Source organism: Kluyvera georgiana ATCC 51603 (genome assembly GCF_001654985.1).
Lineage (GTDB): Bacteria > Pseudomonadota > Gammaproteobacteria > Enterobacterales > Enterobacteriaceae > Kluyvera > Kluyvera georgiana.
In genome coordinates this window covers 24,976-47,058 of sequence record NZ_LXEU01000049.1, presented here as the reverse complement: position 1 = coordinate 47,058, position 22,083 = coordinate 24,976, and the positions used below count along the sequence as shown (strand labels likewise).

The 22,083-nt window shown below is 57.1% G+C and carries 17 protein-coding genes and 1 riboswitch; of the genes, 8 read left to right on the top strand and 9 right to left on the bottom strand.

The features are described 5' to 3' along the window. Positions 1 to 187 precede the first annotated feature (187 nt). Both M989_RS11980 and M989_RS11975 read left to right on the top strand, forming a co-directional pair. Positions 188 to 1,009, top strand: coding sequence for a helix-turn-helix domain-containing protein (locus tag M989_RS11980; RefSeq protein ID WP_064545547.1), 822 nt, complete (start codon positions 188 to 190; stop codon positions 1,007 to 1,009). 3 nt (positions 1,010 to 1,012) lie between these two features. Continuing rightward, entirely contained in the window at positions 1,013 to 2,053 is a 1,041-nt protein-coding gene (locus M989_RS11975) for a LacI family DNA-binding transcriptional regulator (RefSeq protein WP_064545545.1), read from the top strand. A gap of 25 nt (positions 2,054 to 2,078) precedes the next feature. On the opposite strand, the gene M989_RS11970 is transcribed toward M989_RS11975, so the two are convergent. From M989_RS11970 to M989_RS11955, 4 genes are all read right to left on the bottom strand, one after another. Beyond that, the gene (locus M989_RS11970; protein WP_083965154.1) at positions 2,079 to 3,425 is read right to left on the bottom strand and encodes an MFS transporter; all 1,347 of its coding nucleotides are present in this window, start codon (positions 3,423 to 3,425) and stop codon (positions 2,079 to 2,081) included. A gap of 36 nt (positions 3,426 to 3,461) precedes the next feature. Further along, complete coding sequence (locus tag M989_RS11965; protein ID WP_064545543.1) at positions 3,462 to 5,945, bottom strand: PA14 domain-containing protein; 2,484 nt, start codon at positions 5,943 to 5,945, stop codon at positions 3,462 to 3,464. A 28-nt stretch (positions 5,946 to 5,973) separates the two neighbouring features. Then, the gene (gene bglB / locus M989_RS11960) at positions 5,974 to 7,056 is read right to left on the bottom strand and encodes a beta-galactosidase BglB (protein ID WP_064545541.1); all 1,083 of its coding nucleotides are present in this window, start codon (positions 7,054 to 7,056) and stop codon (positions 5,974 to 5,976) included. 252 nt (positions 7,057 to 7,308) lie between these two features. Next, entirely contained in the window at positions 7,309 to 7,893 is a 585-nt protein-coding gene (locus tag M989_RS11955) for a flavin reductase family protein (RefSeq protein ID WP_064545540.1), read from the bottom strand. A 211-nt stretch (positions 7,894 to 8,104) separates the two neighbouring features. Here M989_RS11955 and M989_RS11950 point away from each other — a divergent pair, with 211 nt between their 5' ends. From M989_RS11950 to M989_RS11925, 6 genes are all read left to right on the top strand, one after another. Continuing rightward, on the top strand, positions 8,105 to 8,809 hold the full coding sequence (locus M989_RS11950; protein ID WP_167351057.1) for an ABC transporter ATP-binding protein: 705 nt from the start codon (positions 8,105 to 8,107) through the stop codon (positions 8,807 to 8,809). Further along, the gene (locus tag M989_RS11945; RefSeq protein WP_064545536.1) at positions 8,806 to 9,765 is read left to right on the top strand and encodes an ABC transporter substrate-binding protein; all 960 of its coding nucleotides are present in this window, start codon (positions 8,806 to 8,808) and stop codon (positions 9,763 to 9,765) included. Before M989_RS11950 ends, M989_RS11945 begins: the two co-directional genes overlap by 4 nt. 76 nt (positions 9,766 to 9,841) lie before the next feature. Beyond that, positions 9,842 to 11,482 carry an ABC transporter permease gene (locus tag M989_RS11940; RefSeq protein WP_425337850.1) on the top strand — a complete coding sequence of 547 codons (1,641 nt, stop codon included), beginning with the start codon at positions 9,842 to 9,844 and terminating at the stop codon, positions 11,480 to 11,482. An 80-nt stretch (positions 11,483 to 11,562) separates the two neighbouring features. Beyond that, the gene (gene nhoA / locus M989_RS11935) at positions 11,563 to 12,408 is read left to right on the top strand and encodes an N-hydroxyarylamine O-acetyltransferase (RefSeq protein WP_064545907.1); all 846 of its coding nucleotides are present in this window, start codon (positions 11,563 to 11,565) and stop codon (positions 12,406 to 12,408) included. Positions 12,409 to 12,466: 58 nt separating this feature from the next. Beyond that, a complete protein-coding gene (locus M989_RS11930; RefSeq protein WP_064545531.1) occupies positions 12,467 to 13,258 on the top strand; it encodes an MBL fold metallo-hydrolase in 792 nt (263 codons plus the stop codon). A 46-nt stretch (positions 13,259 to 13,304) separates the two neighbouring features. Continuing rightward, entirely contained in the window at positions 13,305 to 13,826 is a 522-nt protein-coding gene (locus M989_RS11925; RefSeq protein WP_064545529.1) for a shikimate kinase, read from the top strand. 146 nt (positions 13,827 to 13,972) lie between these two features. On the opposite strand, the gene M989_RS11920 is transcribed toward M989_RS11925, so the two are convergent. The 5 genes from M989_RS11920 to M989_RS11900 form a co-directional block, all read right to left on the bottom strand. Beyond that, a complete protein-coding gene (locus tag M989_RS11920) occupies positions 13,973 to 14,986 on the bottom strand; it encodes a magnesium transporter (RefSeq protein WP_064545528.1) in 1,014 nt (337 codons plus the stop codon). A 54-nt stretch (positions 14,987 to 15,040) separates the two neighbouring features. Continuing rightward, positions 15,041 to 15,224: riboswitch (M-box (ykoK) riboswitch) on the bottom strand. Positions 15,225 to 15,418: 194 nt separating this feature from the next. Next, positions 15,419 to 16,099, bottom strand: coding sequence for a respiratory nitrate reductase subunit gamma (gene narI / locus M989_RS11915; RefSeq protein WP_064545526.1), 681 nt, complete (start codon positions 16,097 to 16,099; stop codon positions 15,419 to 15,421). After that, positions 16,096 to 16,791, bottom strand: coding sequence for a nitrate reductase molybdenum cofactor assembly chaperone (gene narW, locus M989_RS11910; protein ID WP_064545524.1), 696 nt, complete (start codon positions 16,789 to 16,791; stop codon positions 16,096 to 16,098). Before narW ends, narI begins: the two co-directional genes overlap by 4 nt. Next, positions 16,791 to 18,317, bottom strand: a complete 1,527-nt coding sequence (gene narH, locus M989_RS11905; RefSeq protein WP_064545522.1) for a nitrate reductase subunit beta — start codon at positions 18,315 to 18,317, stop codon at positions 16,791 to 16,793. Before narH ends, narW begins: the two co-directional genes overlap by 1 nt. Continuing rightward, positions 18,314 to 22,054, bottom strand: coding sequence for a nitrate reductase subunit alpha (locus M989_RS11900; RefSeq protein ID WP_064545520.1), 3,741 nt, complete (start codon positions 22,052 to 22,054; stop codon positions 18,314 to 18,316). The genes narH and M989_RS11900 overlap by 4 nt, the downstream gene beginning before the upstream one ends. Between the last annotated feature and the right edge of the window lie 29 nt (positions 22,055 to 22,083).

The window sequence follows — 22,083 nt, the reverse complement described above, 5'->3', positions numbered from 1 at the left end:
ATAAGTTGTCCGCAGGATACGGCGGCGTGACGGACGACAACCACTCTGCTAATGCCAAATTTGGTGGGAGAGTGGCACTGATGGTGGGATAGTGCGACTGACGATCACAAATCCGCGATTCTCCATCGTCGTCAGGAAGAAAATGGCTTATCTTGCCGTGGTGCGCTAAGCCGTTTGGATAGCATCAATGATTACACTGACTACTGAATATTATTTCGCCAATACCGGCGATAAGCTGGCAATGTATGCCAGCGATCCCGAGGATAATAACTGCGAGCATAACCACGAATTTGATGAGCTGGTGATTGTGGAGCAGGGACACGGTCTGCACGTTATTAATGGCCGCCCGCTGTATATTCAGCAAGGTGACGTTTTTTACGTCAAATCCGGCGATTTTCATTTTTACGACGAACTGGGAACCCTTAAGCTGATTAATATTTTGATCAATCCGCAGGTGCCGTTCCATTATTTGCAGCAGATTGACACGCTGCTGGGGCAGTTTTCCGCACAGCAGGCCAGCTGCTACGGGTGGCTATCGCCGGAAACCCGTATGGCTTGTAAAGAGATGATTACACAGATTTTTCGGCCAGAGATGCAGGAAGCGGAAAATCAGGCGTTACGCGAAGCGCGTTTTTTTCAGCTGGTGACCACGCTGCAATATGCGCAAACGCAGGCCGAATACAGCTCTACCAAATATAAGCTGCATAAGCTATTAACCTGGCTACAAGAACACTGCTTTGAAGATCATAACTGGCAACAGCTGGCTGAGACCTTCCATTTAACGACCCGCACCGCGTTTCGTCATATTAAAGAGGCGACGGGATTAACGCCGGATAACTATTTAAAACGGCTGCGATTGGTTTCGGCGCGGGTTAAATTACGTGAAACGGAAATGTCGGTGACCGAAATTGCTTATTTATGCGGCTTCGCTAACAGCAATCATTTCACCACACTGTATAAAAAGGTCTTTGGGATTACGCCGAGTGAAGAGCGGCGGCAGAAAGGATGAGAGATGAGTAAACCAGACAATCAGGCCGAGCGCGATGCGGGATATCGCCGCGTCCGGCTGGAGGATATCGCGACCCGTTGTCGCACCTCGCTCAGTACGGTGTCACGAGCCCTCTCGGGTGAAAAAGGGGTCAGCCACGAACTGCGTACGCGTATTCAGGAAGTGGCGCGGGCGATGCGGTACACCCCGGCTCAGGAGCTGGGTGGCGCGCGCATTGTTCTGGCCATTTCGCAGGTGGCGATGCTCGATTATAACCGCTACCAGTTCAGCTGGTATGTTCTGCAAGGCTTGAAAGAGCGTGCGAAAGTGCTGGGCGTCGATCTCACCACTCATCCGCTCAACGATAATGATAACGGCGCACTGCAAGCGCTGCTGGAAGAACCGGATGTAGGCGGCGTACTGGCGCTGACGGTGGATGACAGCGGCTTTCTCAACACGGTAGTGAACCTGAAAAAACCGGCGGTGCTGGTGAACACCGAAGATCCGCTGATGCGCTTATCCAGCGTGCTGCCGTGTAACCGCTCGGCCACGCGTATGGCCTGTGAATACCTGCTGGATCGAGGCCATCGCGATATTCTTTTTTTGACGCATCCGGGCCGCCGAACGATTGAACAGCGTGAAGACGGCTGGCGGGACGCGATGCGTTGCCGTCAACTGCTGTGCGACGATTCACGTATCCTGACGGTCACCGACTGGCTACCAGAGCTGGCGGAGCAGGCGGTGATCGCGCGTTTTCGCGATAATCCGCGTGAGTGCACGGCAATACTCTGTGCGAATGACTCGCTGGCGCTCGGGGCGATCAATGGCGTGCGGGCCTTAGGTCTGCGGGTGCCGGAAGATATTTCGGTGATCGGGATGAATAACCTGCCGCAGGCGGAGTTTGCCACGCCGCCGTTGACCACCGTACATTTGCCGGTACAGGAAATTGGCACGCTGGCGCTGGAGCTGTTGCAGGATATGATTGCAGGAAGTGTGGAAATACCGCGACGTATTGAGCTGGCGTGCGCCATCGTGGAGCGTCAATCGGTGGCCCGTATCGCCTGATACGGGCCAGCCGGAGAGGAGCGGGTTACTCGAATTTGGCCCGTTCCATTTTCGGTACTAACAGCAGATACATCACCGCCCATGCCAGCAGATAAGCGACAGAGCTGATGGCGAACAGCGCCCAGTAGTTGCCGGAGGCTTCCAGTACGGCGCCAATCACCGTAGAGAAGATAACGCTGCCGATCATCCCGAAGGTGCTGCCGATCCCGACGACGGAACCAACGGCGGCGCTTGGGAACAGGTCGGATACCGAGGTCAGAATGTTGGCGGACCACCCCTGGTGTGCTGCCGCAGCTAAACCAACCAGCGCGACGGCGGCCCACAGATTTTCGACCTGAGTAGCGGCGAAAATCGGCAGTACCAGGCAGGCGCAAATCAGCATGGTGATTTTACGCGCGCGGGCGGTGCTAAAGCCTTTGCTCATCAGCTTACCGGGTAACCAGCCCGCGCCCAGACTGCCGACGATCGCGAACAGATAAATGACAATCAGCGGCAGACCCAGACCTTCCATGTTGATACCGCGCGACTCGTTGAGCCATTTTGGCAACCAGAACAGGAAGAACCACCAGATGGGGTCGGTCAACATTTTGCCTAATGCGACGGCCCACAGTTGACGGTAGCCCAGCAGACGCGTCCACTTAATCGCGGAAACGCTGACGGCTTCTTCTTTATCCTGGGCAATCCACGCCTGTTCTTCGGCGCTGGCTTTCGCTCTAACCGGACCAAAGGCGATAAACCACGGAATCAGCCACAGGAAGCCGACGGCACCGAGAATTAAGAATGCGCCGTGCCAGCCGTAATGTACTGCGATAAGCGGGATCAACGCCGGCGAGATGACCACGCCGATATTGACCGCAACCCCGAGAATACCGGTGGCCAGCGTACGCTCTTTCTTGGGATGCCACTCGGCAATGACCTTCATCGCGGCCGGAAAGTTAGCCGACTCACCGAGACCCAGCAGCACGCGCACCAGCGCAAAACCGGCAACCGAACCGACGACCGCGTGCGCCATTGCCGCGGCGCTCCAGACCACCATGGCCACCGCATAGCTGATTTTGGTCCCCAGTTTGTCGATAATGCGCCCGCACACCAGCGTGCCGACGCCGTAGGCGACGGTAAACGCATTAACCAGCCAGCTGTACTCCATCTGCGTCCAGCCGATATCTTTTTGCAGCATCGGCGCCAGCAGGCCGAGAATTTGACGGTCCATGTAGTTAACCGTCGTCGCAAATACCAGCATGGAACACACGACCCAGCGATAGTTGCTTTTCGGTTTCGCCACTTCGCGAGCGGGGTTGTGCAGCGTATTCGGATTAACGTCACCAGAGGTCTGCCCGGCAGGCGCAGACGGTTTATCTATTTGCGTATCCATTATTATTTTCCTTGCCCGGTCTCTGCCGGGCGTTGGTTACAGAGGAAGTTCACTGCTACTGCCTGCAACGGTCCACTGCTGTGGGTCAAGCGTGCGGTCTTCGGCGCTCACCCGTCCATCGGCCAGGAAGCGCACCGTGCCGTACAGGGGATCGTTGACTTCGATACTGCCGTCGTCATGTTGCGTCATGGTCAGGTCGTTAAAGCGCGCGCTCAAAGTATCCAGAGTGCTGTCGACCCGATCGTTGATGCGAACCAGCCAGCAGGTTTGTTGCCCGTTAAGGCGAATTTCACAGCCGCGGGTTGGGCCCGTATTCACCGTTTCGAACGCCTGATTGCCCACCAGTAGCGCCATGCCGTCGCCGCTACGTACGGCAGCGCGCTGGCCGTTGATAGCGACTTCATCGAACTGGCTTTGCGGCAGCCATGCATGCGTAAACGGCGGCTGATCGGCATGCAGATTGAACGTCAGTACGGCCAGCCCGCGATATTGCTGAACGCGAGGCAGCGTGCCGCAGCCACCCCAGTAAGAAGGGCGACCGAAACCGCCGTGCAGGGTTTCACCGGGGTGGTTAATCCAGATCTGCGCTTCGGGTTGGTTGCCAAGACGCAAATGGAAAGGCGTCTCCTGATAACCCCATTCTCCCCAGCGGTAGCCGGCAATTGAGCCCATCGCCGCGTGGCGGTTTTTGTAGTGATAGAGCTTGGCAATCCGGTTGGCCCCCTGAGCAAAGCACCACTCAATGGCGCTCTCTTTTTGCCACGCGGCCACCTCCGCCAGTTCTACCGGTAGGGTGAGCAGGCCATCGCGCAGCAGCAGGGCGAGTTGCGGTAGGACATGGAAACGACAGCCGTAGTTGCCTTTACCCCAGAGCAGACGTGATATCGCCGCCAGCTCCAGAGAGCGCCCGGCGCGAAGGGTATGTTCGTAAGAACGCCCCTGCGAGGCGGTCAGGAATCCCTGGTGAGCGGAACGGGCAATCTGTGCCAGCAAACGCGCGATCGCCGCAATGGCGCGTTGGCTTATTTGTTCGTCGCCAGACAGGGCGGCCAGCGCGGTGAGCCCTTTTAGATCGATAGGGAAATAAGGCGCGGAGTTCCATTCGGCCATTTCACACTGCTCGAAATGATCCAGCCAGCTGATGACGCGAGCTTTACCCGCCGCCGCCTGTTCGCGACCGCTGCGCCCGGAACGGGTGAAAATGGCATCCGGGAAGAGGTTGCCTGCCAGCAGCGCGGCGGTGTGGAACAGCAGCGCGTGGTTCTCAGAGAAGTACCACTGAACATCGTTGCCCGGTTCGTCCATCCAGTAACGGAAGCGCAGAATGGCATCATCGATGCGCCCGCGAACCGCGGGATCGATCTTGTCACCCCACACGGTGCGACACCACAGCAGCGGTACCAGCGTAAAGTCAGCGCAATCATGGCAGTCGAGTACCGACGGCAGAACGCCATCCAGCATCTGCTGAGTTTGCGCATCGTTAAGGCCGCAGGCCAGGCGCGCCAGCGCTTTGACGCTGCTGTATTCACCTTCCTGAGCAACCACGTTCAACGCTTCCGCAATGCGCGCTTCCTGGGTTTGCGGGATTGCCGTCTGGCGATCGGCGTGGCAGATTTCGACGCCGAGGGTGCGGCTCATCCTGAAGCCTTCGCGTTGCAGCGTAATGTGGAAATTACGGAAGTCCGCCGGGATGTCTTCGCTTTCCGCAATGGCGACCAGCGACTCACCGGCGGGCAGACGGCTGTTCAGCGCGACCGGTTCATCAAGAGAGATAAAATCGCCCAGCACATTGACGTGCAGGTCATAGTCCGTCGATGCCGGCTGAGGAAATACCAGACGAATGGTGCCGCGGTTATACACCGGATGCTCAAAGGAGACGCCGTCAAGCAGCTGCTCCATCTCTTTGACCTGTGCGTCGACCAGCGGGGTTTCCAGTGCGACCTGCAGCGGTTCGCCGGCAAGGTAGTCGAGCTGGAAGAAGAAGCGAATATCGCGTTCGGCTAAGTCATCGAACCACAGCTCCAGCTCATTTTTCCCCGCTTTCAGCGAAAGGGTGAATTCGCGCTGATTTTCCAGGTTGCGCTGATAATCTGCCATCCAGAGCACTTCTTCGCCGTTCAGCTTGAGCAATGCGCCGCCGCAGGTCGCCAGACGGAAACGATACTCACCCGCCTGTGGGCAGTCGAGCTGCGTTCTGGCCCAGGCGCCGACGCGGGTAGGTCGGAACCAAAAGCCCGAGAGGTCGACTCTGTCAGAGGCAAACGGGAACCACCAGCGCGTATAGCTTGCGCTGGCGAACGGCTGCGGCTTTTTCTCGGCAAAGTGCTGGCGAAAATCATCGCGGCACGGGTAGGTGTGAGGAATAAAGTTTTTATGTTTGCTTAAAAAGAAAAACGGATCCATTTCGCCAGCCATTGGCGAATCCACCGTGTCATAGCGCAAACTTGTAATATCAGATAGCTGCCAGTAGCGCACGGCGTTACCCGCCGTTAAATTAAAATTACTATATTCAATAGCCATTTTTTCTCCCAAAGAGAAGAGTCGTATTTTATTTGTTATCCGCCAGGCGCAAACCTTCACTCAGGCATAATATTGCCAACGCTTGCCCATAGCCTGTTGGTTGTAATGGAATGTCTTTATAAAATTGCAGGGTTCGCCCCATTCGCGTGCCATAAGAAACATTATGTACGGTTCCTTCGGCATCAATATTATCCTGAACAATTGCCAGCGCTTTCATTCCCGCTTCTAACCAGCGAACGTCGCCAATTCCCAGGCGCGCACCTTTTAATAAGCCGTAGCCAAAACCGGCGGTCGCGGAGATTTCGATATAAGAATCTGGATGGTCCAGCAGGGTGTGCCAGGCGCCGTTATCCGTCTGCAGATCGATAAGGGTATTCACCTGTTTCTTCAGGCATTCAATCAGGTATTCGCGCACGCCTGCGCCCACGTCGGCCAGCTCCAGCAGTTCAAGGATGCCAACGGTAATCCACGCGTTGCCGCGCGCCCAGCGGGCTTTGGCAAAGTTGCTGTTCTCAACAAAGCTCCAGCCGTGGTACCACAAACCGGTTTGCGGATCGTTAAGATAGCGCGCATGCAGCAGGAACTGACGCACCGCCTCATCAACCAGCTCCTGACGCCCGGAAACCGTACCGTAGTGTGCGAGGAACAGCACCACCATAAACAGCGTGTCGTCCCAGATCTCCATTTCGTTAATACCGTCGGAAACCACATGCTGGAAACCTTGTTCCGGCGTCCGCGGGAGTTCAGTCATTACGCGGTTTGCCCAGTTATCCAGCACCTGCTGGTAGTGCGGCTGACGGTGATGGGACCAGAACAGCGAGAGGGGCAGCATCGGCGCGGTGGTATTTACGTTGAGGCTCGGCAGACCTTTTTCGATATTTCCCTGAAACCACTGATCGATAATTTGATATAGATCATCAGACTTTGTGTTTTCCCATAAACGTACCAGTCCAAATAGCCCAACGCCCTGCGGCCATTCCCAGCTGGAGAATGAAATATAATCTCCGGCGCTACCGTCAAGATTGGGTTCATTAAAACGCCCGTTATCTTTTAATTCAGTAAAACCGCGCAGGAGTAAATCAATATTTTTATTCAGTGAACGCTTTTCCATTTTTATTCTCAGTCTACGTGTAAAGAAGATTTGGCAATAAGGATTAAATCACTACGCATTTCATATGCGCAATACGAAAAAATTTTGCGTTCATATTCTGTGAGCATTGCCGATATTTTATTGGTCTACGCAGACATTTTTTTGCGCGAAATAGAGGAGGGAATTGTTGATAAAACAAAGAGTTGTTGGAGCGGTGTTTCATTCCTGCTAAGAAGACTGCACAAATTTTTTGCGCAGTCTTCAAAAAAGACCTTATTGCGCGTCAATGAGCGGCACGCGGATCTGTTTACCACTGGCGACAAAGGTGCCTGCACCAAGATGATGTAGCGTATTGCGCTTATCATCGTCGAACTGCCAACGACCGGCGACGAACGCCCGTTCATCGGCAGCAGCGGAAACCACTTCGCCAAACAGGGTGTCATAGTGTGATGCCGCCGCGGTGGCGGGCAGCAGTCGGCACTCCATCCATGCCAGGCATTTTTCTTCCACCACTGGCAAGCCCAGCACCGGTCCGTTAATCACCGGAATGCCGTAGGCATTGAACTTATCCTCTTCGCGCCCGCTGATGCTGCCAACCGCATAGGTCCAGTTGGCGGCGGCAACGCCCGGCACCACGATGCCAAAGGTACCGTTACGTTCAATAATTTCCCGCGACCAGGCATTTTTATCCACCACGATGGCGATGCGCGGCGGTTCGAATTCCACCGGCATCGACCAGGCCGCGGCCATCACGTTGCGGCGCTTCGTTTCATCGTCATAGCTGGTTATCAGAATGGTTGGGCCATGGTTAAGCAAACGGCTGGCGTGGTGAAGTTCGACGGGGCGAAAACGGCTCATAGAGGTTCCTCATAAACAGGGCGGATGCTGGCTAACACACTAAATTGCCATAAAAGCGTAATCAATGCGTCATCTTCGCTGCCTATAGTCGCCCGCACTAAGTCCCAAAGAGGATACACATTATGTTTGCTCCCCTGATGTTCATGCAGGTGAGCGCGGCCCGGCGGGCATTGACCGCGGGTAGAGCATCGTTTTCCCAATGGGGAGGGCGATAATGCGCGCGCTGACCAGCATTCGGCTCGACGGCGTTTCCTTCGCTTTCGGTGCCACCACCGTGCTCAATCATATCAATCTGCATATCGATGCCGGCAGCATTGTCGCGCTACTGGGGCCGTCCGGCTGCGGTAAAAGCACGCTGCTGCGGCTGCTGGCGGGGCTGACCGTTCCGGCAGCGGGCGATATTCACTTCGGCGATCGTCTCGTCGCCAGGCCAGGCTGGGGTTTGCCGCCTGAACAGCGCGACATTGGCATGGTGTTCCAGGACTACGCCCTGTGGCCGCATATGACGGCGGCGCAGAACGTCGCTTTTCCGCTGCGTATGCGCCATGTCCCCCGCGACGAACGGCAGCGGCGAGTCAACGACGCATTGGCGATGGTCGGGCTTTCCGGCTTCGGTGAACGTAAACCCTCCGGGCTGTCCGGCGGCCAGCAGCAGCGGGTGGCGCTGGCGCGGGCGATCGTCGCCGAACCCCGCGTACTGCTGTTCGACGAGCCGCTCTCTAACCTCGACAGCGAACTGCGCGAGTCGCTGTGTATGGAAATGAGCCGCCTGTTGCGCCAGCTGGCGATTACCGCTGTTTACGTCACCCACGATCGCCGCGAGGCCGAACTGCTGGCAGACCGCATTGTGCATCTTTCTGCGGGCAGCATTGCCGCCGTCCGCACCGCTGCTTCTACTTCAGGGGAACTTGTATGAAAACCAGTCCAAAAGGTGTTGCGCTAGCGATGATGTTATCTGCTTCTATGGTGTCCAGCGCCCATGCGCTGACCGTGTATACGGCCGGGCCGGGGGCGCTGGCGAAAAGTCTGGCCAGCGGTTTTGAAAAGAAAACCGGGGTGAAGGTGAATATTTTTCAGGCCACTACCGGCAAAGTGATGGCGCGGCTAGAAGCCGAGCAGGCCAATCCGCAGGCGGATGTGCTGATCTCCGCTTCGTGGGATACGGCGGAAGACCTGCATCAGCGTGGCTGGCTGTTGCCTTACCAGAGCGGTAATGCCGATAAAGTTCCTCCCACGTTGAAATCGACCGATTACGTGGCGCAGGGGATTTCCGCGCTGGGGATCGTCTGGAATAGCAAAAGCGGCACACCGGAACCCAAAGAGTGGCGCGATCTCACCGACGCGTCCTTTAAAGATAAGGTCACCACGCCCGACCCGGCGCTTTCCGGCGCGTCGCTGGATTTGCTGATCGGGTTGCAAAACGGCATGGGCGATAAAGCCTGGGCGCTGTTCGAAGCGTTGAAAAATAACGGTATGGTGGTGAGTGGCCCCAATGCCCAAGCGGTGACGCCGGTGATGCAGGGGGCGAAAGCGGCGGTATTTGGCGCGGTGGACTATGTCTCTTACGGCAATATCGCGCAGGGAGAGTCGCTGAAGGTGATCTTCCCGGCCAGCGGCACGGTGATTGCGCCGCGCCCGATGATGATCCTCAAAACCACGCAGCACGCCGATGACGCTAAAGCCTTTGTCGACTACGTGCTGTCGCCGGAAGGCCAGACGATGGTTGCCGACGCCTGGTTGATGCCCGCCCGCAGCGATGTGGCGGCAAAACGTCCGCTGCTTGGCGAACTGAAAGTACTGCCTACCACCAGCGACGGCAGCAGCGAGCGTAGCGCCGTTCTGGCCCGCTTTAGCACGCTGTTCGGTCAATAACGCTCGTTGCCCGGCCGAGGCGTAGCCGACGCCGGGGATTGGCTTCTCCCTCAAGGATCTTCGGGTGAAAAAACACATGATCGCCTGCGCCACGCTCGCCGCTCTGGTGGGGCTGGTGGCGCTACCGCTGTTATTTATTCTTTTACAGGCCATATTCCCGCAGTTCAGTGCAGGTTCGCTACGCGCGCCGTTCAGCGGGTTAATGGCGTTACTTGACGATCCGCAGCTTATGCCGATGCTGGGCGGTACGCTGTGGATTGCCTGCGGCGTTGCGCTGGCGAGCGTGATACTCGGCCTGCCGCTCGGCGTACTGCGTGGGCTCTTTAACCTACCGCTGCCCAGACTGTGGGATATCGTGTTTCTGATCCCGTTTCTCACGCCGCCGTACATTGCCGCGCTGTCGTGGATGCTGGTGCTTCAGCACAACGGCTACCTGCAACAGCTGACCGGCTGGGATCTTAACGATCTGTTATTCAGCCGGCTGGGCATCGTGTTGGTGATGACGCTCAATATCTTCCCGGTGGTTTATTTCGCCGTTTCCCGCAGCCTGTTGGCGAGCGGCCAGCGGCTGGCTACCGTGGCGCGCGTGCACGGGGCTAACGGCTGGCAGGCCTTCTGGCACGTGACGCTACCGATGCTCTCACCGGCGCTGGCGGCAGGAATGCTGCTGGCGTTCACCCTGGCGATTGAAGAGTATGGCGTACCGGCGGCGTTAGGTTCGCGGGCGGGTGTGGTGATGCTGACCGTCGGGATCGAGAAAAAGCTCGCCGACTGGCCGATTGATTTAACCGGTGCTTCCTGGCTGTCTATTCTGCTGGTCGTGGTCGCGCTGCTGGCCTGGTGGCTGCAAAAGCGGTTAACCGGCAGCACCGAGGTGACCAGCGTGACCGGCAAACCCGCAGAGAACCGCGGAGCGGCGCTGGGCTGGATGCGCATGCCTGCGCTGGCGCTGATGGCCTGCGTGGGCGGGCTGGCGGTTGTCCTGCCCGGCGTGTCGATGATACTCACCAGTCTGATGGGAACGCTCTCCAGCGGCGTGAATACGGGCAACCTTACGCTCAGACATTTTAGCGCGCTGTTTGCTCAGCAAGGCGATGCGCTGTCGGCGCTGGGCACCAGTCTGTCGCTGGCGCTGGCCTCTGCGCTGATCGTCGGCCTGCTGGGGCTGGCGGCGGCGTGGCTGGTACTGGTGCAAAAAATCAAAGGTAGCGCGCTGATTGACGCGCTGTCGTTGATGCCCGCCGCGTTACCGGGCGTTGTGGTTGGCGTAGGGCTGATCCTGCTGTGGAACCAGCCGTTCTGGCCGGTTTCACCGTATAACACGTGGTTTATGCTGCTGCTGTCCTATTGCTGTCTGCTGCTGCCGTGGCCGGTGCGTTACGTCAGCAGCGCGCTGCGTCAGTTGGGTGGCAACCTGGAACCCGCTGCGCGGGTGCACGGCGCGTCGCCATGGCAGGCGCTACGCCTGATTGTGCTGCCGCTGGTGTTCCCGGCGCTGCTGGCGGCGATGCTGATGGTGTTTGCCATCGCCTCTCGCGAGCTGGTGACGTCGTTGTTGCTGGCGCCGGCTGGCACCCAGACCGTGGCGGTGTTTATCTGGCGGCAGTTTGAGCAGGGTTCCGTCGGGCAGGGGATGGCGATGGCAAGCCTGACACTGTGCGTCGGTCTGGCGCTGATGCTCGGCGCGCTGGCGTTGATGCAGCGCAATATACGCTAGCTCAATCGATCGCACAAAACAGTCAATCTGCGGCGCAAAATAGGCTATAAAAGAACGGAAACCTCATGCTGGAGCCATTGATGACCCCTTTTTTAAACGCCTATTTTGCTCGTCTGGGTTGGACGGGCACACCGAATGTCTCACTTGAGACGCTGCGTAGTTTACATATCCATCACAACAGCGCGATTCCCTTTGAGAACCTCGATGTTCTGCTGCCGCGAGAGATGCATCTTGATGACCAGGCGCTGGAAGATAAGCTGGTTCACGCGCGTCGTGGCGGCTACTGCTTTGAACAGAATGGCCTGTTTGAGCGCGTCCTGCGGGAGATTGGCTTCCACGTGCGTAGCCTGCTGGGGCGGGTTGTGCTGGCGCATCCGCCGCAGATGCCGCCGCGTACTCATCGCCTGCTGCTGGTCGAGGTCGACGGCGAGCGCTGGATTGCCGACGTTGGTTTTGGCGGCCAGACGCTGACCGCGCCGATCAAGTTGCTGGCGGATATTATGCAATCGACCCCGCACGGTGATTACCGTTTGCTGTATGAAAATCAGGAGTGGATCCTGCAATACAGCCATCACGACCACTGGCAGTCGATGTACCACTTCGATTTGGGCCGTCAGTACGCTTCTGACTATGTGATGGGCAACTTCTGGTCGGCGCACTGGCCGCAGTCGCATTTCCGTCATCACCTGCTGATGTGCCGCCATCTGCCGGACGGCGGCAAGATGACGTTAACCAACTTTCACTTTACCCACTGGGATAAAAACCACGTGATTGAGAAGGTGGATTTCCCGGACGTGCCCGCGCTGTATGAAGCGCTACAAACTCGCTTTGGACTTGGCGTCACCGATGCGAAATATGGCTTTAGCGTTAGCGAACTGGCGGCGGTGATGGCGGCGTTCGACACCCATCCGGAAGCCGGTAAGTAACAGGTAGCCCGGCCGAGGGATAGTCGACGCCGGGGTAAACCCTCAGGGATGAATAATCATGACATTAACGCTTCGTGTTTTACTGGAAAATCATCTCGCCAGCGGCGCTGACGATCGGCTACGTAACCGAGCCGGTCTAAGCCTATTGCTGAAGGATAAGACCACCTCAATTCTGTTTGATACCGGCCCGGATGACAGTTTCTATCACAATGCTGCTCTAATGGGCGTTTCTCTTGATAACCTCACGGCGACGGTGCTTTCGCACGGTCACTACGATCACTGCGGCGGCGTTCCCTGGCTGCCCGAAAACAGTCGAATTATCTGCCACCCGACAATTGGGCACGAGCGCTTTGCCGCGGTGAACGTTGCGGGGCGCAGTCACAAGCTGAAAAAGCTGTCGCGGGAGATTGATTACACGCGTCATCGTATGGAATACACCCGCACGCCGTTGCAGATTAGCGAGCGTTTTATCTGGTCAGGTGAGATTGCCGTCGATAGCCCGAAGGCCTACGGGGTGACCGGCGATCGAACGGATTTCGTGATCGATGAGGGCGTACTGATTTATCTCTCTGAACGCGGGCTGGTGATTATTACCGGCTGCGGGCACCGTGGGATTATCAACATCGTGCGGCACTGCCAGCAGATTACTGGAATCGAGAAGGTTCATGCGATTATCGGCGGCTTTCATCTGCGCTGTGCTTCACCGCGCACGCTCTGGCAGGCCAGGCAGTTTCTGCATCAATTGAAGCCCGATATAGTCATGGGCTGCCATTGTACCGGGGCGTGGGGCAAGCTGTGGCTGCCGGAGGTTATCTCCCCGGCGACCGGTGATACGTTTGTGTTTGAATAGCGATACTCCCTGCGTTGTTCGATTTTATTTATGAGGAAATAAAATAATGCATCTTTTTCTGATTGGTCCGGGCGGTGCAGGAAAAAGTACCGTCGGGGAAAAACTGGCCGTTCGTTTGGGGTATGCGTTTGTCGATCTCGATGCGCAATTTTGTGAGCGCGTCGCGAACATCCGTGAGTACCTTAAATCTGACGGCTATGAAGCCTATCTTGAGCAAAACGCTGCGTTGTTTGACGCGCTGTTGCTTGAGCGGAGCCAGCAGAATGTGGTTTTTGCGCTATCTTCCGGATTTCTTGCCACCGATATTCGTCCGGATATTGTCGAACGCAACCGCCAGCGCGTGCGGGAATGTGGGCGTTCGATTCTGCTTATGCCATCAAAGGATGCCGATGTCGCGTGTGGCTGCATCGTTACGCGTCAGCTTAAACGCGGATTTGGGCTCGTTCGGGATAAAGAAGAGGCCAAATTCCGCCAGCGATTTCCCGACTATATGGCGCTGGGCGATATCCAGATTTTCGCAATGGGCTCACCGGAAGTCATTGTTCACAAAATTATGGCTGCACTGTAGGCGGGCAATTTAAATCTTGTAGGCATGATAAGCGTAGCGCCATCAGGCAACCCGCCGCATATTGCCGGATGGCGGCATTGCCTTATCCGGCCTACAGTCCCGGAAAGATAACGAATAGAGCTGCAGGCGTTTACGATCTCAACAGATTAGTTTAACCCTAAGAAGTGCTGGGCGATTTTGAAGTAGATAATCAGCCCGGTGCCGTCAATCAGCGTCGCGATAAACGGCGCGGAGACCACCGCCGGGTCAATGCCGACGCGTTTGATGACCAGCGGGATCACCGAGGAAACCACGGCGCTCCAGAGGGTGACGCACACCAGCGTCAGGCTGACAATAAAGGTGATTTCCGGGCCAATGCCCATTATCCACGCCCGCAGGCAGCCTGCCGCGCCGAGGGTGATGGCGACCAGCATCGCCGTCGACATCTCTTTACGCAGGATCCGCCCCAGATCCCGAAGCCCCACTTCGCCAAGCGCCATCGCGCGCACCAGAGTGGACGTTATCTGCGTGCCGCTGTTGCCTCCGGTGCCAATCAGCAGTGGGATAAAGAACGCCAGCGCGATGGCGGATTCCAGCGCCTCTTCGAAGTGCTGGATCACGGTGCTGGTGTAAGCCTCGGCGATAAACAGCAGCAGCAGCCAGACGGCGCGTTTTTTCCACAGCGTAACCGGGCTTATCTCCAGATAGGGTTTTTCCAGCGGCAACGTCGCCCCCTGAAGCTGCGCGTCTTCGGTGATTTCATCCGCTAACAGCTGGTCGATCTCTTTTTCATTCAGACAGCCGATAAGTTTGCCGTTTTTAATCACCGGCAGCAGGGTCAGACGGTGCTTTTCGATAAGTTCCGCCGCCACGTCGCGGGTATCGTCCGGGCCGACGTGGAATAGAGTGGTGGTCATCAACTGCGCGACCGGCTGATTATCATCGGATGCCTGGAGCAGCGTGCGTGTCGATAATATTCCACGCAGGTTGTCGCCGGAAACCACGAATACGGCGCAGGGGAAATGGTCGTCATTTAATTGTCGCAGGAACATCTCGCGCGCTTCTTTTACGCTGAGTGGTTCCGGCAGCGAAATAAACGTTTTCGACATGTAGCTTGCAATAATATCGCCCGTTACAGGGACGGTTGGGTAGAGCGGCGCAGTGGCATGAATATAAGACATCAAAATGTTCCCTATAGAAATTCTATATAGGGCGAACAAAACAGGAAAAGCTGAGAAAAATCCCTACGTCCCGGTTTTAGCACTGAACAACGTATCTGTACGGTCTTGAGCCGTCAGAAGTTATCTTGGCAACACCTTGATTCGATGGATGCCTGTATTTCCCTGTGATGGTCTCTCTCGATACCACCAGGGCGATAACTTATGTTTATTCAGGAGCCTCGCCATAACAAGATTATTAATTACGATGCTGAGTGAATTTATATTTCCCGCGTGCCGTCAGGCACGGTGGTAAATTCAACGGACGTAATATAGCGCGTTATTACGCATTGTGGCGGTGAAAGATAGAGTGGTTGAGAATAGGTTTAATATTTTATTTGTGGCATAAAAAACCCGGCGTCGCGATGTTCGGCCGGGTTACAGGGTTCGAAAAGGCTATCGGCGTGAACGCACCACCTGATAACGACGGGTCAGATATTCCACCGGCGCGCTCCAGACGTGCACCAGGCGGGTGAACGGGAACAGCAGGAAGATGGTCATGCCCAGCACCAGGTGGACTCGGTAGACCCAGGCTACGCCATCCAGGTGCGCCGACGCGCCGCCGTGGAAGGTAACCACTGCCTGCGCCCAGTCGACCAGCTTCAGCATTTCGCTGCCGTCCGGATGCTGTGCGGAGAACGGAATGGTGGTCAGGCCAAGGCAGCACTGGATCAACAGAATACTGAGGATCAGAATATCCGCGGTCGACGAGGTGGCGCGAATGCGCGGGTTGAACAGGCGACGAATCAGCAAGCCAGCGCCGCCGACCAGCGTCATCACCCCGCAGGCACCGCCGAGAATCATCGCCATCAGCTGTTTTTGCGACAGCGGCAGCCAGGATTCATACACCCAGTGTGGGGTCAGCATGCCGAAGAAGTGGCCGAAGAAGATGCCGAGGATGCCGACATGGAACAGGTTTGACCAAATCACCATTCCGCGTTTGTCGAGCATCTGGCTGGAGGAGGCGCGCCAGGTGTACTGACCATAGTCGTAGCGCAGCCAACTGCCCAGCAGGAACACCGTGCCGCAGAGGTAAGGGTAGATGTCGTAAAAAAAGACGTTAAGGTACTGTATCATTTCGGGCCTCCCATACGGACGTCCACATACTGTGGCGCCACGTCCTGGCTAAAGCGTCGTTGATAGCTCTGCAGCGGAGAACTGTCGCAGGCGGTGGCGTTATCTTCGATAAACTTCACCTGTTCTTCTTCCCAGACCGCATCCAGCGCCTGGCGGGTATCGTCTCGCGCTTCGCTTGCCACCTGTTTAGTGACACTGTCACTTGATAGTGAGGTATTGGCTAGCGCCAGCAGGGTATCGAACAGCTGATACCACGGCGCCTGGCGTTGTTTTAGCCGACCGCCAATCAGCGCCAGAATCGGCGCCACGTTTTGCAAGCCTTCCTGTGCCTGAGCCTGCGACAGAATGCTGAGGTACTCCAGATAGAGCGGCAGATAGTCAGGCAGCTCGCGGCAGTTGAGCTGTAGACCTACCTGTTCATACTGCGCCATCAGCTCAACCATCGCCTGGCCGCGGTCACGCGATTCGGCGTGAACATGTTCGAACAGCAGCAGCGATGTCGCCCGCCCGCGCTCAAAAATCTCACACCATTCGGCCTGCTTATCGAGTAATGAGGCCGTCAGGTGCTGCTCAAGGAACGGGCGCAGCTCCGGAGCGTCACTGTCGATTAACGCAAACAGTTCATCCTTGTTGTCCCAACTGAGTTCATCGGGGTACTCCAGCAGCAGCCCGATGATTTTCAGGATCCGCATTAGTCTTTCTCCCCGATGTTAATGGCGTCGATACGGTGGCTGTTAAACAGGTTGAACTTGGTGTCTGACCCGTGGCAGCCGTCGCCGAAGGTGAAGCCACAGCCGTTGCGTTCCGGGAAGGCGTCTTCCGCCATTTCACGGTGGCTGGTGGGGATCACGAAGCGATCTTCGTAGTTGGCGATCGCCAGGTAGCGATACATCTCTTCGACCTGTTCCTCGCTCAGACCCACTTCCTCAATGGCGCGGGTGTCGGTCACGCCTTCTACGGTCTGCGAACGCTTATAGTGGCGCATCGCCATCATGCGTTTCAGGGCGCGCAGCACCGGGCCGGTATCGCCCGCGCTGAGCATATTCGCCAGGTACTGCACCGGAATGCGCAGGCTTTCCACCGCCGGCAGGACGCTATCGGTTTTCGGCAGGCCGCCCGCATCGGCGACCGACTGAATCGGTGACAGCGGCGGGACGTACCAGACCATCGGCAGCGTGCGATACTCCGGATGCAGCGGCAGCGCCAGCTTCCAGTCCATCGCCATTTTGTAGACCGGCGAACGCTGGGCGGCATCAATCGTGTTTTGCGTGATCCCCTGTTTCAGGGCTTCCTCAATGACGGCCGGGTCATTCGGGTCGAGGAACACGTCGCACTGGCGCTCGTAAAGATCGGTTTCTTTCTCGGTGCTGGCCGCTTCTTCAATGCGGTCTGCGTCGTACAACAGCACGCCGAGGTAGCGGATACGGCCGACGCAGGTTTCCGAGCACACGGTCGGCTGGCCGGACTCAATACGCGGATAACAGAAGATGCATTTTTCTGATTTGCCGCTTTTCCAGTTGAAGTAGATTTTTTTGTACGGGCAACCGCTGATGCACATGCGCCAGCCGCGGCACTTGTCCTGGTCAATCAGCACGATGCCGTCTTCTTCACGCTTGTAGATAGCGCCGCTCGGGCAGGTGGCGACACAGCTTGGGTTGAGACAGTGTTCGCACAGGCGCGGCAGGTACATCATGAAGGTATTTTCGAACTGACCGTACATCTCCTTTTGCATTTCCTGGAAGTTGTGGTCGTGGGCGCGTTTTTCGAATTCACCGCCGAGCAGCTCTTCCCAGTTCGGGCCCCACTCAATTTTGTTCATCCGCTGGCCGCTGATCAGCGATCGTGGGCGGGCGGTCGGCAGGTTTTTGCCTTCCGGCGCGTTATGCAGATGCTGATAATCGTAGGTGAACGGCTCATAATAGTCGTCGATGCCCGGGATCAGCGGGTTAGCGAAGATTTTTGCCAGCACGCCGACGCGTCCGCCCATGCGCGGCGTCAGTTTACCGCTGATGCCGCGTACCCAGCCGCCTTGCCATTTTTCCTGGTTTTCCCAGTCCTTCGGGAAACCGATGCCAGGCTTGGTTTCGACGTTGTTGAACCACGCATACTCCATGCCTTCGCGGCTGCTCCAGACGTTCTTACAGGTCACTGAGCAGGTGTGGCAGCCAATGCATTTATCGAGGTTTAACACCATCCCAACCTGTGAGCGAATCTTCATTTTGCCGCCTCCTGTACCTGATCGTTGCCTTCATCATCCAGCCAATTAATGTTTTTCATTTTGCGGATCATAATGAACTCATCACGGTTCGAACCGACCGTTCCGTAGTAGTTAAAGCCCCAGGCCAGCTGCGCATAACCGCCGATCATATGGGTGGGTTTCGGGCAAATACGGGTCACCGAGTTGTGGATCCCGCCGCGCCGCCCGGTCACTTCCGAGCCGGGAATATTCATCAGGCGCTCCTGGGCGTGGTACATCATGGTCATGCCCGGCGGCACGCGCTGGCTGACCACCGCGCGGGCGGTGAGCGCGCCGTTGGCGTTAAATGCCTCAATCCAGTCGTTGTCGGCGATCCCCAGCTCTTTGGCATCGGTTTCGCTCAGCCAGACGATTGGCCCGCCGCGCGAGAGCGTCAGCATCAGCAGGTTTTCGCTGTAGGTGGAGTGAATGCCCCATTTCTGGTGCGGCGTCAGGAAGTTGAGCGCTTTTTCCGGGAAACCATTCGGCGGGATAGCGTTCATCTGACTCACGCTGCGGGTGTCAATAGGCGGTCGATAGGCCACCAGGCTTTCACCGAAGTCGCGCATCCACGGGTGATCCTGATACAGCGACTGCCGCCCGGAGACGGTGCGCCATGGGATCAGTTCGTGAACGTTGGTATAGCCCGCATTGTAAGAGACGTGCTCGTCTTCCAGACCAGACCAGGTGGGGCTGGAGATAATCTTGCGCGGTTGCGCCTGAATATCGCGGAAGCGAATTTTTTCGTCTTCTTTGTTGGTCGCCAGATGGGTGTGGTCGCGGCCGGTAAATTCACTCAGCGCCTGCCAGGCCTTCACCGCGACCTGCCCGTTAGTTTCCGGGGCGAGGGCGAGGATCACCTCTGAAGCATCAATCGCCGTCTCGATACAGGGGCGACCTTTCGCTGGACCCTGCTGCTTGACATAGTTAAGCTTGCCGAGGAAGTCGACTTCGGGTTGCGTTTTCCAGCCGATGCCTTTGCCGCCGTTGCCCAGTTTGTCCATCAACGGGCCAAGCGAGGTAAAGCGTTCGTAGGTGGCCGGATAATCGCGCTCCACGGCGATAATATTTGGCGCGGTCTTACCCGGAATGAGATCGCATTCGCCTTTGCGCCAGTCCTGAATCGCGAACGGCTGCGCCAGCTCGGCGGGGGAGTCGTGCTGTAGGGGTTGCAGCACCACATCAGTTTCCGTGCCCAGATGGCCCTGGCAGATTTCAGAGAACGATTTGGCGATGCCTTTGTAGATATCCCAGTCGCTTTTCGATTCCCACGCCGGGTCGACGGCGGCAGAAAGCGGGTGAATAAACGGATGCATATCCGAGGTGTTCATATCGTCTTTTTCGTACCAGGTAGCGGTTGGCAGGACGATATCGGAGAACAAACAGGTGCTGGACATGCGGAAATCGAGGGTCACCAGCAGATCGAGCTTGCCTTCAATCGCGGCGGTCTGCCATTCCACTTCTTCCGGTTTCACGTCTTCTGAGGAGCCAAATTCCTCACTCTGAATACCGCTATCTGCTCCCAGCAGATACTTCAGCATATATTCATGACCTTTACCGGAGGAGCCCAGCAGGTTCGAGCGCCAGATAAACATATTACGCGGGTGGTTCTTCCCGCTGTCCGGCTGCTCGCAGGCCATGCGGATCTCACCGGATTTCAACCCTTGTACGGTATAGTCCTGCGGCGTCATCCCGGCAGCGTCGGCTTTCGCTTTCAGCGACAGCGGGTTGAGGTTGAGCTGCGGAGCGGACGGAAGCCAGCCCATGCGTTCGGCGCGCACGTTAAAGTCGATCAGATGGCCGGTGTATTTCGTCGGATCGGCCAGCGGGGAGAGCAGCTCTTTGGCGGTCAGCTTCTCGTAGCGCCACTGGCTGGCGTGATTGTAGAAGTACGACGTGCTGTTCATCTGGCGCGGTGGACGGTTCCAGTCCAGCGCGAAGGCCAGCGGCAACCAGCCGGTTTGCGGTCGCAGTTTCTCCTGCCCGACGTAGTGTGCCCAGCCGCCGCCGCTTTTGCCAATGCAGCCGCAGAACACCAGCATGTTGATCATGCCGCGGTAGTTCATGTCCATGTGATACCAGTGGTTCACCCCGGCACCGAGAATAATCATCGAACGGCCATGCGTTTTATGCGCCGTATCGGCGAATTCGAGGGCGATTTTTTCGATGTTCTGCCGCGATACGCCGGTGATCTGTTCGGCCCAGGCTGGGGTATAGGCTTTCACGTCGTCAACGCTTTTTGCCGCCAGATTGTCGTCCAGGCCACGATCGAGCCCGTAGTTAGCCAGCGTCAGGTCATAAATACTGACCACCAGACGACGGCTGCCGTCGGCGAGGGTGAGTTCTTTTGCCGGCAACTTGCGCACCAGGATGGGATCCTGTTTCACGCTGCGGAAGTGCGGGTTTTCGTTGCCGCCAAAGTAGGGGAAGGCCACGCCCGCCACCGTGTCGCGACTATCGAGCAGAGAAAGCGTCAGCTCGGTCTCTTTACCGGATGCCTGTGATTCCAGGTTCCATTTGCCTTTTTCCCCCCAGCGGAAGCCGATAGAACCGTTTGGCACCACCAGTTCGCCATCGCTGTTGTAGGCAACGGTTTTCCACTCCGGGTTATTGCTTTCACCGAGGCCATCAACCAGGTCGGCGGCGCGCAGCATTCGGCCCGCGACGTACGAACCATCCTCGCGGCTATCGAGCATCACCAGCATCGGCATGTCGGTATAGCGGCGGCAGTAGTTGATAAAGTAATCGCTCGGATTATCGAGGTGGAATGCTTTGAGGATCACGTGACCCATCGCCATCGCCAGCGCGCTGTCGGTACCCTGCTTGGGTGCCAGCCACTGGTCGCTGAGTTTGGCGACTTCCGAGAAGTCGGGGGTAATGGCGATGGTCTTGGTTCCCTTGTAGCGAACTTCGGTGAAGAAGTGGGCGTCCGGGGTACGGGTTTGTGGGACGTTAGAGCCCCAGGCGATGATATAGCTGGAGTTGTACCAGTCGGCAGACTCTGGCACGTCGGTCTGCTCGCCCCAGGTCATCGGCGAGGCCGGCGGCAGGTCGCAGTACCAGTCGTAGAAGCTCAGGCAGGTTCCGCCGATCAGCGACAGGTAGCGAGTCCCCGCGGCATAAGAGACCATCGACATCGCCGGAATAGGCGAGAAGCCCGCCACGCGGTCGGGGCCGTAGTTTTTGATAGTCCAGACGTTAGCGGCGGCGATCAGTTGGTTCAGCTCTTTCCACGATGAACGGACGAATCCACCTTTACCGCGTGCTTCTTTGTAGCGGCGGGTCTTCTCCGGGCTCTGCATAATGCTGTCCCAGGCCAGCACAGGATCGGTTTGCTGCGCCAGCGCCTCGCGCCACAGTTCAATCAGCTTCTTGCGGGCCAGCGGATATTTCAGGCGGTTAGCGCTGTAGAGATACCAGGAGTAGCTTGCGCCACGGGGGCAGCCGCGAGGTTCATGGTTGGGCATGTCGGGGCGGGTTCGCGGGTAGTCGGTTTGCTGGGTTTCCCAGGTCACCAGGCCGTTTTTGACATAAATCTTCCAGCTGCATGAGCCTGTACAGTTCACACCGTGCGTCGAGCGGACGATTTTGTCGAACTGCCAGCGCTGACGGTAGCTATCCTCCCAATCACGGTTATTGTCATAGACCTGTCCGTGACCATTGGCAAAAGTCTCGCCTTTCTGCTTAAAGTAGCGAAAGCGATCCAGTAGTTTGCTCATGACATTTTCTCCTGACGGGGGATTGCGCC

Excerpts from the sequence above, each read along its gene's own strand:
- M989_RS11980 (WP_064545547.1), top strand. The coding sequence starts at position 188 with ATGATTACACTGACTACTGAATATTATTTCGCCAATACCGGCGATAAG.
- M989_RS11900 (WP_064545520.1), bottom strand. The coding sequence starts at position 22,054 with ATGAGCAAACTACTGGATCGCTTTCGCTACTTTAAGCAGAAAGGCGAG.
- M989_RS11925 (WP_064545529.1), top strand. The coding sequence starts at position 13,305 with ATGCATCTTTTTCTGATTGGTCCGGGCGGTGCAGGAAAAAGTACCGTC.
- M989_RS11975 (WP_064545545.1), top strand. The coding sequence starts at position 1,013 with ATGAGTAAACCAGACAATCAGGCCGAGCGCGATGCGGGATATCGCCGC.
- narH (WP_064545522.1), bottom strand. The coding sequence starts at position 18,317 with ATGAAGATTCGCTCACAGGTTGGGATGGTGTTAAACCTCGATAAATGC.
- narW (WP_064545524.1), bottom strand. The coding sequence starts at position 16,791 with ATGCGGATCCTGAAAATCATCGGGCTGCTGCTGGAGTACCCCGATGAA.
- M989_RS11930 (WP_064545531.1), top strand. The coding sequence starts at position 12,467 with ATGACATTAACGCTTCGTGTTTTACTGGAAAATCATCTCGCCAGCGGC.
- narI (WP_064545526.1), bottom strand. The coding sequence starts at position 16,099 with ATGATACAGTACCTTAACGTCTTTTTTTACGACATCTACCCTTACCTC.
- bglB (WP_064545541.1), bottom strand. The coding sequence starts at position 7,056 with ATGGAAAAGCGTTCACTGAATAAAAATATTGATTTACTCCTGCGCGGT.
- M989_RS11945 (WP_064545536.1), top strand. The coding sequence starts at position 8,806 with ATGAAAACCAGTCCAAAAGGTGTTGCGCTAGCGATGATGTTATCTGCT.
- M989_RS11970 (WP_083965154.1), bottom strand. The coding sequence starts at position 3,425 with ATGGATACGCAAATAGATAAACCGTCTGCGCCTGCCGGGCAGACCTCT.
- M989_RS11955 (WP_064545540.1), bottom strand. The coding sequence starts at position 7,893 with ATGAGCCGTTTTCGCCCCGTCGAACTTCACCACGCCAGCCGTTTGCTT.
- nhoA (WP_064545907.1), top strand. The coding sequence starts at position 11,563 with ATGACCCCTTTTTTAAACGCCTATTTTGCTCGTCTGGGTTGGACGGGC.
- M989_RS11920 (WP_064545528.1), bottom strand. The coding sequence starts at position 14,986 with ATGTCTTATATTCATGCCACTGCGCCGCTCTACCCAACCGTCCCTGTA.
- M989_RS11965 (WP_064545543.1), bottom strand. The coding sequence starts at position 5,945 with ATGGCTATTGAATATAGTAATTTTAATTTAACGGCGGGTAACGCCGTG.
- M989_RS11940 (WP_425337850.1), top strand. The coding sequence starts at position 9,842 with ATGATCGCCTGCGCCACGCTCGCCGCTCTGGTGGGGCTGGTGGCGCTA.